We start from the raw sequence: 16,073 nt of genomic DNA, 5'->3' as shown, positions 1-16,073 counted from the left end.
GCCAGCACCCTCCCATCTCGGGTTCGCATGGCTGAATACTTGCGAGTACAATACGAATAGTTCTCATTCCTTCGGCGGCCAACGCTTGCGTCTTTCAGAACTTCCATCGGATACACCCGCGGTCGTGCGCCAGGTTACCGACCGCCAGGCACCGGACGTCATCGCCCAGCGGCTGCGTGATCTGGGGTTTGTCGACGGCGAGCCGCTGCAGATCGTCGCCCGGGCACCGCTGGGCGGCGATCCGATTCTGGTGCGTATCGGGTCCACGCGATTTGCTCTGCGTGCAAGCGAGGCCGCCCGCGTGGAAGTCGATACGAGCCGGCCCGCATGAGCGCCGCGACGCTGAGAATCGCACTGGCGGGCAACCCGAACTGCGGGAAGACCGCGCTGTTCAACCGGCTGACGGGTAGCCATCAGAAGGTCGCCAACTACGCGGGAGTGACCGTCGAGCGCAAGGAGGGCCGGCTGCAGGCCCCGTCGGGCCGCGTGTTCAGCCTGCTCGATCTGCCCGGGGCATACAGCCTGAGCTCGGCCAGCCCGGACGAGCGCGTGACCGAGTCGATCTGCAACGGCACCCACGCCGACGAGGCCCCGCCGGATCTGATCGTGTGCGTGGTGGACGCCACGAACCTGCGTCTGCACCTGCGCTTCGTGCTGGAACTGGCCCGCCTCGGCCGTCCCATGGTGGTCGCACTGAACATGATGGACAGCGCCCGTCGCCGTGGTATTCGTATCGATCGACAGGCCCTGGCCAGCGGTCTGGCCATGCCGGTGATCGAGACGGTGGCCGTACGGCGCGACGGCGTCGCCGCGCTGATCGCACAGCTGGATACCGATCTGCCGCGGCCGCCGGCCGTACCGGGGTCCGACCTGCATGGCGAGGTCCGTCATCTGATGCAAGCGGCCGTACAGATGCCTGTCCAGGCCCGGTCCACGGATGACGCCATCGACCGCTGGCTGTTGCATCCGGTGGTCGGCCTGGCTGCCCTCGCCGTGATGATGTTTCTGATCTTCCAGGCGGTGTTTTCCTGGGCCGAGCCGTTGATGGGCTGGATCGAAACCGGCATCGGCTGGCTCGGATCGCACGCGGCGTCGGTATTTCCTGCCGATAGCGCTCTCCACAGCCTGGTCACTGACGGGTTGTTCGCGGGCCTGGGCGGGGTGCTCGTCTTCCTGCCACAGATTCTGATCCTGTTCCTGTTCATCCTCATGCTGGAAGAGTCCGGCTACCTGCCCCGGGCCGCGTTTCTGCTCGATCGGATCATGTTCAAGGCCGGACTGACCGGCCGGGCCTTCATTCCGCTGCTGTCGAGTTTTGCCTGCGCGATCCCCGGCATCATGGCGGCCCGCAGCATCTCCGACCCGCGCGACCGGCTGGCGACGATTCTCGTCGCGCCATTGATGACCTGTTCAGCGCGCCTGCCCGTCTATACATTGCTCATCGCCGCCTTCATTCCACGGCAGAGCGTGCTCGGGCTGTTCAACCTGCAGGGGATGGTGCTGTTCGGTCTGTATGTCGCCAGCATCGTCAGCGCCATGTGCGTGGCCTGGGTGATGAAGCGGCTGCGCCGCGACCAGAGCGAACACGCCCTGATGATGGAACTGCCGCCCTATCGGCTGCCCAACCCGCGCGATATCGCTTTCGGGCTATGGCAACGCGCGCGGATCTTTCTGCGCCGTGTGGGCGGCATCATTTTCGTGCTCACCGTACTGCTCTGGTTCCTGGCCAGTTTTCCGGGCGCCCCGGCCGGCGCGCCGGGCCCTGCGATCGACTACAGCTTCGCCGGCATGCTCGGCCATGGTCTGGAATATGTGTTCGCACCGATCGGCTTTAATTGGCAGATCTGTGTAGCGCTGGTACCGGGCATGGCCGCACGCGAAGTCGCCGTTTCCGCGCTCGGCACTGTCTATGCGATGTCCGGCAACGAGGCCAGCGTCAGCGAACAGCTGGGCACGCTCATCGGCAACCAGTGGAGCCTGGCCACGGCGCTATCGCTACTCGCCTGGTATGTCTTTGCGCCGCAGTGTCTGTCCACCCTGGCCGTGATCCGCCGCGAGACCAATTCCTGGCGGGTCGTTGCCGCGGCCACGGGCTATCTTTTCGGGCTGGCCTATCTGGCATCGTTCGCCACCTTCCAGATCGCCCGGCTGATCGCCGGCGGCTGATCGAGGAGCTCAGACCATGTCGCTATTCCTGGTGTTCCAGGCCGTGGTGCTCGCGACACTGCTGCTGATCTGCAGCGTGGCGGCCATTCGGCGCTTCCTGCCGGCCACGTCGCTGCGTTTCCAGGCGGCGCTGGCGGCCTCGCTGACCCAGCCCCACCGGCCCGCACCGCTTCAGCGGCTGGGGCGCTGGCTTGCACCGGCGACCGACCGGGCCGGCGGCTGTGCGAGCGGAGGGTGCACCAGTTGCAGCGGCTGTGCACTCAAGACCCGGCTGGCCACGGCTCGGCGCGATCGAACCTAGCCCGAGGGCTGATGCGGACTGCGCACTGCTCGTGCTCGCTGATTCGCACCGTGCAGTTTAGAATTCGTCGATCTCTTTCGTTGCCCTGCCCATGAACCGATATCTGGCCGACGACATCGGCAAACTCATCCTGCGGCTGACCCTGGGCCTGCTGCTGATCGCCCACGGCTTTGCCAAGATCACCGGCGGCATCGACGGCGTACAGGCCATGCTTGCCGGTTACGGCCTGCCACAGGCGCTGTCCTACGGCGTGTTCTTTGGCGAGATCGTGGCACCGATCCTGCTGATTGCAGGCGCGTTCACACGCCCGGCCGCGGTGGTTGTCATCATCAACATGGTGTTCGCGCTACTGCTGGCGCATACCGGCCAGATCCTGTCGCTGGGCCCCCAGGGCGGCTGGGCGATTGAACTGCAGGCGTTCTTTCTGTTCGTGGCCGTGGCCGTGGCACTGCTCGGAAGCGGCCGCTACGCCCTGCGCGCGGACTAGTCCGCCGGCTTTTGGCCGTTCGCACCCGCCTGGCGACAGTTGGCGAAAAGATCCTCGGCCGGATCGTAGACCGTGGCCTGCACATCCATGAGCCCCAGCACGGTGTCGAACAGATTGTCCTGACTGACCCGCTCACCGGTCGCCCGGGCCAGACAGGCGGGCGCCAGTCCGGAGTCGCGCATGAAGCCCGGCGAAAGCCAGGCCACCATGGGGATATGGGTCTGTTCGGAGGGCGCGACCATGTAGGGGAAGCCGTGCAGGTAGAGCCCGTTCTCGCCCAGTGACTCGCCGTGGTCGGACAGATAGATCAGCGCCGTATCGGCTGCATCGGCACGGGTCTTGAGCTTGTCGATCAGCGAGGCCACGATGTGATCGACATAGCGAACGGTGTTGTCGTAGCTGTTGACGAGTTCGGCGCGAGAACAGTCGGCGGGCCGGTTGCTGCGGCACTCGGGGCCGAAGACGGCGAAATCCTTCGGGTAACGCTCGTAGTAGGCCGGCCCATGGCTGCCCATCGTATGCATGACGATCACGAGATCGCCCTTGCCGTCGTCCAGGGATGCGGACAGGCCGTGCAGAAACACCTCGTCGAGACAATGATCCGCGTCGCAGACGCCCTCGATTCGCCGGGCCCGCATGTTCTCGGTGGGCACGCGCTCGCAGACGCCCTTGCAGCCACCAGCCTGGTTTTCCTGCCAGTGCACCGCCACACCGGCCCGCGCGAGTACGTCCAGCAGGTTCTCGGAATGGCGCGCCTCGTACTCGTCGTAGTTCTTACGCGTCAGCGGCGAGAACATGCACGGCACCGACACCGACGTGGACGTGCCGCAGGAATGGGCATCGCCGAAGTTCAGCACGCCGCGGACGGCCAGTTCCGGCGTGGTATCGCGTTCGTAGCCGTTGAGCCCCCAGTTGGCCGCGCGCGTGGTCTCGCCGACCACCACGATCAGGATCTTGCGGCGAGCGCGGCTGCCGGCAGCCGACGTACGCGTCGCATCCTGGCCAATGTGCTTGAGTGGGATGTTCTCGGCCTCTGCGCTGCGGGTGAGGAACTGGCTCGCCGAGTAAATCGCATAAGTCGGATTGATGAACATCCGCAGGTCCCGGTTCTGGCGCAGTACCAGCGAGAAACTCTTATACTGGGCGCCGATCGCGCCGCCGGCCACGCCCAGCATGATCAGGGCGAACACGAGGCGCCAGGCAAGCGCCCGCCAGAACGGCCGGTAATCGAGACGAACCCAGAGCACGATCACAACCGGCAGCACGCCCGTGATCAGCAGATGCCAGACCAGCGCCAGACTGAACAGTCCGGCCGCCTCGGCGCTGTCGGTTTCGACCGTGTTGGCGAGCATCGTATCGTCGATGACCACGCCATAAGTCGTCATGAAATACGCCACGACGGAGGCGATCAACAGCAAACCGATGACGAACGGCTTGTAGAGATAGCGCCAGGCGAACAACGACATCAGAAAAGACAGTGCGGCCACCAGGAATACCGCGACGGCGATCGCGAACGGCCAGTTCGATATCTCGGTCAGATGCGCGGCCGCGTCGAGCTGCTGCCAGAATTCGCGGTTGTCTACCGCTACGATGAACAGCGCCACCAGCAGCGTGAACGCGTGCACCCCGATCCGCGGCCGAAACCGTGCCGTGCTGGCTCGCCTGTCGCTCATCTGTGCGCCCTCGCGCCACCGTGTCGAATAACGAGCATGAGTATGTGGCTGCCCGCGTTAGTTCATCGTAACCTGCACGGCTTCGACACAGATCTGCCCATCGGTAGGCAGGCCCGCACGCCGGGCTGGCGGCGCACCGGCCGGGCACCGGTGTCGGACACGCAACAGGCAAAGCGCGCCCAAGGCCGCTACCATGGCGGACTCGAAGGCGCGAAACGCGCGGCACCGGATGAAACCGGAACCGCACGGTCTCGCAGAATGCGAACGACCGGCGTTGACGCGGGCGCTTCGGGTGTCGATATTGTCCGCCTGTCGTTGTGGCCTACAGGCGGTTCAGGCCCATGTGGCCATCAGTTGATCGGGAGAAAACCGTTGCTACGTGATTGTCCGTTCCATCCCCGGGTACCCGAATAATGTCTGCGGTCATCAACGCCATCGAATACATGCTCCCCGAGCGGACCGAATCGATCGACGAGATCGCGGCGCGCTTTCCCAACTGGCCGCTGGAAAAGATTGCCGAAAAGACCGGCATCCGCGCGCGCCATGTCGCCAATGATGACGAATGCGCCTCGGATTTCGGCGTGATCGCCGCGCAGCGGCTGTTCGAACGCACCGGCATTGACCCCGCCGAGATCGATTACCTGATCTTCTGCACCCAGTCGCCGGATTATCTGGCCCCGACCACCGCCTGTCTGATCCAGGAACGCCTCGGCCTGCCCACGCATATCGGCGCGCTCGACATCAACCTGGGCTGCTCGGGGTACATCTACGCGCTGGGCGTGGCCAAGGCCCTGATCGAGACCGGCCAGTCGAAACGCCTGCTGCTGATCACCGCCGACACCTACAGCAAATTCGTCAACCCCGGCGACAAGAGCGTGCGCGCGCTGTTCGGCGATGCCGCGGCCGCCACCCTGATGAGCGCCGCCGAGGGAGAATCCACGATCGGCCCGTTCATCTATGGTACCGATGGATCCGGCGCCCAGGACCTGATCGTGCCCAACAGCGGCATGCGTAACCGCGGTCATGCCACGCCCTCGGAGGAGTACACCGACCGCCACGGCAACACGCGTTCGGACCACAACATTTACATGAACGGGCGTGCGGTGATCGAGTTCACTTTGCGCGAAGTCCCCCAGGCGGTCACCCAGCTATGCGAAAAGGCCGGGGTAAGCCTGGACGATATCGACGCGGTGATCCCCCATCAGGCCAGCGCGACCGTACTGGAAGGTATCCGCAAGAAACTGGCGCTGCCGGCCGAACGGTTCGTGGTGTGCATGGAGGATATCGGCAACACCGTGTCCTGCAGCGTGCCGATCGCCATGAAGCGGGCGTTGACCAACGGCCAGATCAAACCCGGCGGCCTGCTGCTGCTGGTCGGCTTCGGGGTCGGCCTGTCCTGGGGCGCCACGCTGGTCAGGCTCCCCGACGACTTCTCGCGCTAGCCGGACGGCGCCTCGGGGCACGCCCCCGGCCCTGGCGTTTTCTCCAGCCCGATCAGCGCCTGCGCACGGCCCGGGCGACCGATCGGCCCGGATTGACCGGAATTGCGCCGGAGTCGGGCCGGTAATGGCCCGGCGCGGGCTTGGCGCTGCACGACCTGGCCAACACTGTCCGCGGGCCCGGGCATTCCCGGGCCCATGGTTGCTAAAGGCTAGAAATCCACCATGGCCGACAGCTTGAACGTGCGCGGATCGCCCTGGGTGAGATAGCCACCCTGCGCCGAGGCCCAGTAGTCGCTATCGGCCACGTTCTCCACGCGCGCCCGCCAGACGACGGTTCTCTGTCCCGCCGGCATCCGGTACTGCAGGCCCAGGTCCACCCGGGTCCAGCCGTCGATCTCGAAATCGTTGGCGTCGTCGACATACTGCGAGCCGGTCCGAATGACCCGGCCGTCGACCGTCCAGCGCGGTGCCCCCGGCAGGTCCCAGTCACCACCGACCACCAGGCGGTATTCCGGAACGCCGATGGCATGGTTGCCCTCGGTCGTGCCGTCACCGGTATCCTGGAGCTTCGAATCAATCCAGGTGGCACTGCTGATCAGTCGCAAGCCGTCCACGACATCACCGTGGAAGCTCAGCTCCACCCCGCGGTTACGCTGCTCGCCGAAATAGCCGAAATCGCCGTTATCATCGAGCCGCGCATTGGGCTGTTCGATCTCGAACAATGCAATACCGCCGCCAAACCGAGAGCCCGCATATTTCGCGCCGATCTCGTTCTGCTTGGATTCGGCGATGCCGATCGTCACTCCCGGATTGTTCGCGGTGTTAGGTGCCACGTCACCGGGTTGCAGGGCCTCGATATGGTTGGCATACAGCGACACGTTCTCCCACGGCTTGACCACCAGCCCGTAGACCGGCGAGATCTTGTCGTCGTCGGGCCGGTTGTCGCGATCGAGCACGCCCTCGTAGCTGTAGTTGTTCACCTCGATCGCCTGATAGCGTGCCCCGAGCGTCAGCAGCACCCGGTCGTCGACAAAGCCCAGCGTGTCCGAGAGCGCCACCCCGTCGGCACGCGTACGGCTGCGCACGTTGGGATTATCCAGATCGCCCGATGCCGATGTCGTGGCCGGCGAATCCAGATTCACCGGATCATAGATATTGGTGTTGTTCGGCGTGGCCGGGGCGAAGGTGAACGCCGAGCTCGTCTTGCGATAGAACCCGGCATAGCCGAGGTTCAGACTATGACTGACCGGACCGGTCAGAAAACTGCCGCGTACGCCGCCCTGGCCGGCGAATGCCTGGGCTTCGTATGGCACGCCGAGACGGCCGACGCTGGCATCGCCGTTGGCGTTGTCGAGCGTGACCGAGGCGTATTCACCGAGCTCGTCGGTATCGTTGGCGCCGATCCCTGCATAGACCGTCCAGGCGTCGCTGACGTCATATTCGCCGCGCAGCATGCCGAATACGGTTTCCAGACGACTGAAGGTGTACTCCGGCGTGTAGTTGGTCTCGGCATCCGGCGCTGCCGGTACCGACTGCAGGTCGGGCCCGAGGCGCACGATCGAGCGGCCGCCGTCGATATCCTGCTTCTGATACCCGGCATCCAGGGACGCACGACTGCGCTCGCCGCGAAAATCCAGCGCAAGCGCCGTGGAAATATTCTCCCGGTGCTCGTGGTCGATGGCGGTATCGCCGTCACCGTAGGCCAGGTTGACCCGCGCGCCGAACTGCTTGTTCTCGCCGAAACGACGGCCCGCGTCGATAGCGGTCTCGCCGTAGCTGTCGGACGCGTAGCCCACACGCAGGCGAGTCAGCGGATCGTCGGTCGCACGCTTGGGCTCGAGGTTGACGGCACCCCCCACGCCCGAGCCGGTCGGCGGCACGCCGTTGGCAAAGGCGTTCGCCCCCTTGAATAGCTCCACGCGCTCGACGAAGTTCGTCGCCACGATCTGACGTGGCAGCACCCCGTACAGACCGCCGAAGGCCAGATCCTCGCCGAGAAGTTCGAATCCACGGATGGTGTAGCGCTCGGCATAGTTGCCAAAACCCAGTCCCGAGACCACCGAGGCATCGTTGACCAACACGTCGGCCACCGTATCTGCCTGCTGATCGTCAACCAGTTCGGAGGTGAAGCTGACCACGTTGAACGGCACATCGATGGCCTGCTTCTCGCCGAGGATGCCCAGCCGTCCGCCGCTGGCAACCTGACCGCCGGCATAGTTGGCCGCCGGCAGGCGATCGCCGCTCGCCAAGGCGGAACTCTGCACATCGATTGCGCCCAGCGACAACGTGTCGGCCGAACGCCCGGCATCGGCGTCCGCGGCCCAGGCGGCCTGGCCCAAACCCGCGCCCAAACAGACGATTGCCGTGCCTGCGTGCCAGAACTGTCTCATGTCGGTCCCCCGGAGGAATGAAAAAGAGGGCGGCTTCGCGCCCGGCGGCCCGGCATTCTCGAGGCCGCGAATCGAACAATGTTAATGCGAATTATTTGCAATTATCGACGAAGACGAGGCCTCGGACAAGACCGGATCGCTGTGGAACGCTGGCTGGGCAAGCCGACTTGCGCGACACGACCGGCTGCCCACGACCGAGTCCGGCACATCTCGCCGCATTGACGCCCGGACAGGCGGGCGCATGGGATAAAACCTGCTAATTACAGGGATTTATCTGCGACAAAAGTCTGAGCGTCGCTGCCGTTGACACGCCCGGCGCCGCTGTCTACTGTGAATTAGCTATTAATAAAATAGCATTTCACAAAGCGGTATATTGTCCGCACCCGCCGATCCTCGAGGAGAACATCATGCGACCGATACTCAAGGCGCTGTCTGCCGGCGCCATTGCTCTGAGCGCGTCTGCGGCCCTGGCCGCCAGCGACGTCAAACTGCCCCGCACGCTGGCCATGACCGCGTACGGTACCGGCTCGGCCGGCTATACGCAGATGGTGTCGATCGGCAATCTTCTCCAGAACGAATACGGCACGTCGGTGCGTATCCTACCGGGGGAAAACGATGTCTCGCGCATGACGCCGCTGCGGCTGGGCCGCGTGCCACTGTGCGCCTGCGGCATCGCCAGCTACTACGGCTTCGAAGGCGTGATGATGTTCGCCGGGCGTCAGTGGGGTCCTCAGCCGATCCGCGTGATTGCCACATCCACGGCCAGCTTCGGCCTGGGCGTGGCCGTAGCCGGTGATACCGGTGTCAAGACACCGGCCGATCTGAAAGGCAAGCGCGTAGCCTATATTCGCGGTGACGATGCGCTCAACAAGGGGACCGAAGCATTTCTGGCTTTCGGCGGACTGACCTGGGACGACGTCGAGAAGGTCACCTATCCGGGCTACGGCCGCTCGTTCGACGGCATCATCGCCAACCAAGCCGATGCGTCGTTCACCATGAGCGTGGCGCCGCCCGCCCAGCAGCTGGCGGCCAGCCCGCGCGGCATCGTCTGGCCCACGCTGGACCCGAACGACACCGAAGGCTGGAAACGGCTCAAGAAGGTCGCGCCCTACTTCCAGCCGCACAAGGCCACCTCGGTCGCCGGTGACTACGGCAAGGACCACCCCTGGATCGGTGCCAGCTACCCCTATCCGATCCTGATCGGCAACGACCGGCTGGACGATCAGACGGCCTACAACCTGATCAAGGTGCTCATCGAGGACTTCGACAAATACAAGGATGCAGCCCCCGGTAACGCCGGCTATGCGCTGGACAAACAGAACATGGAATGGGTGATTCCCTTCCACGACGCCGTGGTCAAGTATTACAAGGAGAAAGGCGTCTGGACCGACGAGATGCAAGCCCATCAGGACATGCTCGTCGAGCGTCAGAATCTCCTCATGAAGACCTGGAAGGACTACACCGCGGGTGATCCGCCCAGCGACGACGCCGCGTTCGAGAAAGGCTGGATGAGCGCGCGCGCCGAGGCGCTCAAGGGCGCTGACATGGACCCGGTCTTCGAATAGCGCCAACCGGATGACGTCATGACGGCGCGGCCTTTGGTGGGCCGCGCCGTCTTCGGTTTGCCCAACCGCCCCCTCATTCGCGTGATGCGCGTCGCGCATTGCGCTGCAACGCTGGCAGACATCGCCCATGACCCCCAACGAACCGATCAAGGAAACCGACAGCGCCGCGACCGAGGTGTCGGGCATCCGGCCGCTCGCCGGCGCCTGGGCCTGGCTGCCCCGTCTGGCCACCCTCGCACTGACCCTCATCACGCTCGACTATCTGCTCAACCTCGGCTACCTGTCGTTCGTTACCCAGGTCGAAAGCCAGTTCTTCTATACGGTCGTCACGCTGATGCTGCCGCTGGTGTTCGTCATGTGGCCGGCCTGGGGCCAGTCCAAACGGACCAGCCCACCTTGGTACGACATCGTGCTGTTCGCGGGCGCGTTCGCGACCTGCAGCTATTTTGTCTACAACGCCACCGATATCATCGACCTGGGCTGGGAGTACGCCGCGCCCCGTAACGCGATGATCATGAGTTTCGTGCTGTGGGCATTCGTGATCGAGGCAACACGCCGAGCCGGCGGCCTGCCGATCGCGATCATCGTCGGCCTGGCGAGCATCTATCCGATCTTCGCCGACGTCATGCCCGGCCCGATCAAGGGCTTTCCTTCGAGCTGGCCGCAGACCGCGATCTACCACGCGATGTCGCGCGAGAGCATCATGGGGATTCCCCTGCAGGCCTTTGCCAACCTGGTGATCGGCTTCCTGCTGTTCGGCGTGGCCCTGCAGAAGACCGGCGGTGGCAAGTTCTTCATCAATCTGGCGTTCGCGCTGCTCGGCCATGTCCGCGGCGGCCCGGCCAAGGTCTCGATCTTCTCCTCCGGGCTGATGGGCTCGATGAGCGGCAGCGTGATCACCAACGTGCTGACGACCGGCGTGCTCTCGATCCCGGCCATGCGCCGGGTCGGCATCGGCCGGTCTTATGCGGCAGGCGTCGAGGCCTGCGCCTCGACCGGTGGCGTACTCATGCCGCCGGTCATGGGCGCGACCGCCTTCATCATGGCCAGCTTCCTGAATATTCCCTATGGCGATATCGCCATGGCCGCGGCGATTCCGTCGGTTCTGTATTTCCTTGGCCTGTTCATACAGATCGATGCCTATGCCGCTCGCCACGAACTCAAAGGGCTACCCAAGGATGAGTTGCCCTCCACCAAGCAGACGCTCAAGGAAGGCTGGTATTTCATCTTCGTATTCATCCTGCTTATCTGGATGCTGTTCGTGTTGCGTCAGGAGGCGATCGCGCCCTTCTATGCCACCGCGCTGCTGCTGATCATCAACCAGGTGCTGCCCTACCAGCGCTGGGGCTGGGCCGAGGTCAAGGATTTCTTCCTCGGCGCGGCCAAGCTGTTCGCCGAACTGATTGCCATCCTCTCGGGCGTCGGCTTGCTCGTTGGTGCGCTGTCGGTGACGGGTCTGTCCGGCACCATTGCCAACGATCTGATCTACCTGGCCGGTGGCAGCACGCTCGTGCTGCTGTTCATGGGGGCTGCGACCAGCTTCATCCTGGGCATCGGCATGACCGTCACCGCAGCATATATCTTCCTCGCCGTCGCCCTGGCCCCGGCACTGGTCAACGGCGGCGGCATGAATGCGCTGGCCGTGCATCTGTTCATTCTCTACTGGGGCATGCTCAGCTATATCACCCCGCCGGTGGCCCTGGGCGCATTCGCTGCCGCCACGCTGGCCGGCGCGCGGCCGATGGCGACCGGTTTCCAGGCCATGCGTCTGGGCAGCATCATCTACTTCATTCCGTTCCTGTTCGTGCTCAACCCCGCGCTGATCCTGCAGGGCAGCGCGATCCAGATTCTGTACGTGTTCACCGAAGCCGTGATCGGCGTGGTACTCATCGCCGGAGCGATGCAGGGCTATCTGCTGGGCGTGGGCAACCTCTGTCGGCATACGCTGCTGCAGTGGCCGCTGCGCGCGGCACTGATCGTCGCCGGTCTGGCCGTAGCCATTCCCGGCGGCGGCCCGGTGCCGATGACCCACGCCCAGCTGTGGCTCACGGCCGCCGTGTTCGGGTTGCCGGCCCTGGCCCTGGCGTTCTGGTTCAATCGGCCCGGGCGGGCTCCGGTCGCAGGCTAGTCATTGGTACCGCCGGGTTCGACGAACTCGGCGGACTCGATCTCCCAGCGGCGTTGCAGCCCGCTCGTGCCGTCACAGCCCAGCGGCACGGGGGCCGCGCCGGGCTGGAGGGTCTTGGTACTGCTGCCTTGGCTGCGTGTCTTGCCGGTATAACTCCAGAGCACCACACGGATCGCTCGGTCGGCACTGGTATTGGCAATCTGGCGCAGCTGCGACCGATGCAGCATGCAGTCGGCGGTCAGCGTGCTGCTGAATTCCAGGAAATCGGTCGGACCCTTCGCATCGCGAGCGGCCTCAGACGGAGGCTTCGGCTCATGATCCGTCCCGACGGCCTCATCGGCGCCGGCCGGCCAGGTCGGCGCAAGCCAGAGCGCGCACAGCAGGAATCCGGCCATCGCCGCGCGCGCGCGGGACCACGACGCGAGACTCATTCGCCGGCGCGCGACAGTACGTCGATATGCACGGCCGCGCTCGCGGCCAGTGCATCCAGCGCGTAGCCGCCCTCGAGCGTACTCACCAGCCGACCGTCGCAATACAGTGCGGCCGCCTCGGCAATGCGCTCGGTCACCCAGGCGAAATCCTCGGCTTCGAGCATGAGATCGGCCAGCGGATCCGAGCGGTGGGCATCGAAACCCGCCGAGACGAAGATCATCTCGGGCGCGAACGCATCCAACGCCGGCAGCCAGTCGCGCTCGATCGCCTTGCGAAAGACATGCCCGCCCGTACCCGGGCGCAGCGGCGACTTGATCAGCCGGCCCGGTGTGCTGGTATCGCTGGTAAACGGAAACAGCGGGTTCTGGTAGCTGGAGCAGAACAGCACATGCTCGTTACCGCGGAACACGTCCTCGGTGCCATTGCCGTGGTGAACATCGAAATCCAGAATGGCCACACGCGACAGCCCGTGTACGGCCAGCGCGTGGGCAGCGGCCACCGCCACGTTGTCGAAGAAGCAGAAACCCATGGCGCGAGCGTGTTCGGCATGATGACCGGGCGGGCGTACCGCGCAGAAGGCGTTCGCGATCTCGCCGGCCAGCACGGCGTCGGTGGCCGCGATTGCGGCGCCAGCACCATGCAGTGCCGCGCCCAGGCTATGCCGATTCATCGCCGTATCGCCGTCGATACGCCGCAGGCCATCGTTGGGCGCAAACGCGATGAGTTCATCGACATAGGTGGCATCGTGTACGCGCTTGATGGCCTGCACGTCCGCCGCAGGCGCATCGCGTCGTTCGATGCGTCGATCGACGCCGACCACGCCCATGCCCTTTTCGATGGCCGCCAATCGGCCGGGCGATTCGGGATGGCCGCCGCCCATATCGTGCAACGGGCAACTGTCGTGGCTATAGAAGGCCGTGGTCATGCGAGACTCCTCGTCGGGACGCTCGACCGCGCCCTTGGCAGGCTGTCATCGAACACCAGCACTCGGCCGAATGCAATACCAACCGCCCCGGCGGCGTGCCGCCGTCTCGCGTGCGGCGCGCATGCCGCGCAAAAAAAACGCCGCACGGGGTGCGGCGTTCTATCCATCCGGTCCGGATTCAGCGCATGGCCACGATACGGTCGGCAAGGTTGGCTTTCGTATCCACGCCGTCGCTGTACAGTTCGGCGTAGTGTGTCTGCATCCACTGGCCGAACGCCTCGGGATCCTGTTCGCCGAGCAACAGCGCCAGCGAGTCGATGTGTTCGCCTTCGCCGGTAGCCGCTTCGCGCTGCAGGGCGACCGACTGGCTGTCGGCGAAGTCCTGTGCCTGAGCGAAATCGTTGTCGTCGACGTTCTTGCCGACGATATAGGCCGTGGTACCGGCCGTGCTCGCCGTGGTGATCAGGTCATCGCGATCGGCGAGCGCCGCGCTCGATACGCCCAGACCCAGCACCAATGCGCTGACGACCACGGTACGACTAAGAATCGGTCGGCTCGATGTGTTCATTGCATGTCCCCTTGCCGCCGGAACGCGTTCCGGCGTGTTGATAATAGATCGAATCCGCATCGTGAAACTAGCCGTGACATACTGAATTACGCCTGAATCATGCGCGGCCGATCAGCGATACAGCTTGCTGCCGCCTTCGCGAAACTCCTCGGCCTTTTCTTCCATACCGGCATCGATCGCATCCTGCGGCGTATGGATACCGCGTTCGTGGGCAAACTCGCGCACCTCCTGCGAGATGCGCATCGAGCAGAACTTCGGCCCGCACATGCTGCAGAAATGCGCCACCTTGGCGCTGTCCTTGGGCAGGGTCTCGTCGTGGTATCCGCGTGCCTTCATCGGGTCCAGGCCGAGGTTGAACTGGTCCTCCCAGCGAAACTCGAAGCGCGCCTTGGACAGCGCGTTGTCGCGGATCTGTGCACCGGGATGGCCCTTGGCCAGGTCCGCGGCGTGCGCGGCGATCTTGTAGGTGATGATCCCCTCGCGCACGTCGTCCTTGTCGGGCAGACCCAGATGCTCTTTCGGGGTGACATAACAGAGCATGGCGGTGCCATACCAGCCGATCTGGGCCGCGCCGATGCCGGAGGTGATGTGGTCGTAGCCGGGCGCGATATCCGTGGTCAGCGGGCCCAGCGTATAGAACGGCGCCTCGTGGCAGTCGGCCAGCTCGGCCTCCATGTTCTCCTTGATCCGCTGCATCGGCACATGGCCCGGGCCTTCGATCATCACCTGCACATCATGTGCCCAGGCGATCTGGGTGAGCTCGCCCAGGGTGCGCAGCTCGGCCATCTGGGCTTCGTCGTTGGCATCGGCGATACAACCGGGGCGCAGGCCGTCACCCAGCGAAAAGGCCACGTCGTAGGCCTTCATGATCTCGCAGATATCCTCGAAGTGCGTATAGAGGAACGACTCCGTGTGATGCGCCAGACACCACTTGGCCATGATCGAGCCGCCTCTCGAGACGATGCCGGTGATGCGGTTCACCGTCATCGGCACGTAGGCCAAGCGCACGCCGGCATGGATGGTGAAATAGTCCACGCCCTGCTCGGCCTGTTCGATCAGCGTGTCGCGGAACATCTCCCAGGTCAGGTCCTCGGCCTTGCCGTCGACCTTCTCCAGCGCCTGGTAGATCGGCACCGTGCCGACCGGCACCGGCGCGTTGCGGATGATCCACTCGCGGGTTTCGTGGATATGCTTGCCGGTGGACAGATCCATGATCGTGTCACCGCCCCAGCGGGCCGCCCAGACCATCTTCTCGACTTCCTCGGCAATCGAGGACGTGACCGCCGATGTGCCCATGTTGGCGTTGATCTTCACCCGGAAGTTGCGGCCGATGATCATCGGCTCGGATTCGGGATGGTTGACGTTGTTCGGGATGATCGCGCGCCCGGCGGCGATCTCGTCACGCACGAACTCGGGCGTCACGCGCTCGGGAATGTTCGCGCCGTAACCCTCGCCGGGGTGACGGCGCAACAGCCGCGAATCGCGGATTTCGTCGATCCGCGCGTTTTCGCGAATCGCGACGAACTCCATTTCAGGCGTAACGATGCCCTGGCGGGCGTAGTGCATCTGACTGACGTTGGCGCCAGCCTTGGCACGCAGCGGCTTGGGCGGCTCGGGAAAACGCAGATGGGTCAGCGCGTTGTCGGCGTGGCGTTCGCGCCCGAACTCGGACGAGAAATCGGCCAGCCGCTCGGTATCGCCGCGCTCGGCGATCCAGGCCGCGCGCAGCGCCGGCAGGCCCGCCCGCAGGTCGATGGCCGCAGACGGATCGGTATACGGCCCGGAACAATCGTAGATCGTGATCGGCGGGTTCTTCTCCACGCCGAAAGTCGCCGGTGTATTGCTCTGGGCGACTTCTCGCATGGGCACACGAATGTCGGACCGCGAGCCCTCGACATGGATCTTGCTCGAATTCGGAAACGGCTCGCGCATCTCATCAGCCAGACGCGCCGAAACAGCCAAGTCTTTTGGCACAGCACTCATGGGAACCACCAGC

The 16,073-nt window shown here is 64.6% G+C and carries 13 protein-coding genes; 7 read left to right on the top strand and 6 right to left on the bottom strand.

Annotated elements, in window-relative coordinates; all coding sequences use genetic code 11:
• Nucleotides 1-85: 85 nt before the first annotated feature.
• From T31B1_RS05595 to T31B1_RS05580, 4 genes are all read left to right on the top strand, one after another.
• Entirely contained in the window at nt 86-331 is a 246-nt protein-coding gene (locus T31B1_RS05595; RefSeq protein ID WP_353248455.1) for a FeoA family protein, read from the top strand.
• The gene (gene feoB, locus T31B1_RS05590) at nt 328-2,166 is read left to right on the top strand and encodes a ferrous iron transporter B (RefSeq protein WP_353248454.1); all 1,839 of its coding nucleotides are present in this window, start codon (nt 328-330) and stop codon (nt 2,164-2,166) included. The genes T31B1_RS05595 and feoB overlap by 4 nt, the downstream gene beginning before the upstream one ends.
• Before the next feature lie 16 nt (nt 2,167-2,182).
• Nucleotides 2,183-2,467 (top strand): DUF6587 family protein, encoded by a 285-nt coding sequence (locus tag T31B1_RS05585; RefSeq protein WP_353248453.1) that lies wholly within the window; start codon nt 2,183-2,185, stop codon nt 2,465-2,467.
• 91 nt (nt 2,468-2,558) lie between these two features.
• Nucleotides 2,559-2,954: a DoxX family protein gene (locus tag T31B1_RS05580; protein ID WP_353248452.1), complete on the top strand. Its 396-nt coding sequence runs from the start codon at nt 2,559-2,561 to the stop codon at nt 2,952-2,954.
• Here T31B1_RS05580 and T31B1_RS05575 read toward each other — a convergent pair.
• Nucleotides 2,951-4,627 (bottom strand): phosphoethanolamine transferase, encoded by a 1,677-nt coding sequence (locus T31B1_RS05575; RefSeq protein ID WP_353248451.1) that lies wholly within the window; start codon nt 4,625-4,627, stop codon nt 2,951-2,953. The two genes, T31B1_RS05580 and T31B1_RS05575, sit on opposite strands and share 4 nt — an antisense overlap.
• Before the next feature lie 413 nt (nt 4,628-5,040).
• Here T31B1_RS05575 and T31B1_RS05570 point away from each other — a divergent pair, with 413 nt between their 5' ends.
• Complete coding sequence (locus T31B1_RS05570; RefSeq protein ID WP_353248450.1) at nt 5,041-6,069, top strand: ketoacyl-ACP synthase III; 1,029 nt, start codon at nt 5,041-5,043, stop codon at nt 6,067-6,069.
• 209 nt (nt 6,070-6,278) lie between these two features.
• Here T31B1_RS05570 and T31B1_RS05565 read toward each other — a convergent pair whose 3' ends face one another.
• Nucleotides 6,279-8,459 carry a TonB-dependent receptor gene (locus T31B1_RS05565; RefSeq protein WP_353248449.1) on the bottom strand — a complete coding sequence of 727 codons (2,181 nt, stop codon included), beginning with the start codon at nt 8,457-8,459 and terminating at the stop codon, nt 6,279-6,281.
• A gap of 407 nt (nt 8,460-8,866) precedes the next feature.
• Between T31B1_RS05565 and T31B1_RS05560 the strand changes: the two genes are divergently transcribed.
• Both T31B1_RS05560 and T31B1_RS05555 read left to right on the top strand, forming a co-directional pair.
• The gene (locus tag T31B1_RS05560; protein ID WP_353248448.1) at nt 8,867-10,024 is read left to right on the top strand and encodes a TAXI family TRAP transporter solute-binding subunit; all 1,158 of its coding nucleotides are present in this window, start codon (nt 8,867-8,869) and stop codon (nt 10,022-10,024) included.
• A gap of 127 nt (nt 10,025-10,151) precedes the next feature.
• Nucleotides 10,152-12,152: a TRAP transporter permease gene (locus T31B1_RS05555; protein WP_353248447.1), complete on the top strand. Its 2,001-nt coding sequence runs from the start codon at nt 10,152-10,154 to the stop codon at nt 12,150-12,152.
• Here the strand turns inward: T31B1_RS05555 and T31B1_RS05550 are convergent.
• The 4 genes from T31B1_RS05550 to thiC form a co-directional block, all read right to left on the bottom strand.
• A complete protein-coding gene (locus tag T31B1_RS05550) occupies nt 12,149-12,583 on the bottom strand; it encodes a hypothetical protein (RefSeq protein WP_353248446.1) in 435 nt (144 codons plus the stop codon). The genes T31B1_RS05555 and T31B1_RS05550 overlap by 4 nt on opposite strands.
• A complete protein-coding gene (locus T31B1_RS05545) occupies nt 12,580-13,509 on the bottom strand; it encodes a histone deacetylase family protein (protein WP_353248445.1) in 930 nt (309 codons plus the stop codon). The genes T31B1_RS05550 and T31B1_RS05545 overlap by 4 nt, the downstream gene beginning before the upstream one ends.
• Before the next feature lie 178 nt (nt 13,510-13,687).
• Nucleotides 13,688-14,077: a DUF3015 family protein gene (locus T31B1_RS05540; RefSeq protein WP_353248444.1), complete on the bottom strand. Its 390-nt coding sequence runs from the start codon at nt 14,075-14,077 to the stop codon at nt 13,688-13,690.
• Between the two features lie 111 nt (nt 14,078-14,188).
• On the bottom strand, nt 14,189-16,060 hold the full coding sequence (gene thiC / locus T31B1_RS05535) for a phosphomethylpyrimidine synthase ThiC (protein ID WP_353248443.1): 1,872 nt from the start codon (nt 16,058-16,060) through the stop codon (nt 14,189-14,191).
• Between the last annotated feature and the right edge of the window lie 13 nt (nt 16,061-16,073).

The sequence above is a fragment of the Salinisphaera sp. T31B1 genome (genome assembly GCF_040361275.1).
Taxonomy (GTDB): domain Bacteria; phylum Pseudomonadota; class Gammaproteobacteria; order Nevskiales; family Salinisphaeraceae; genus Salinisphaera.
The sequence above is the reverse complement of the archived record's forward strand: the minus strand, read 5'-3'. Positions and strand labels throughout refer to the sequence as shown.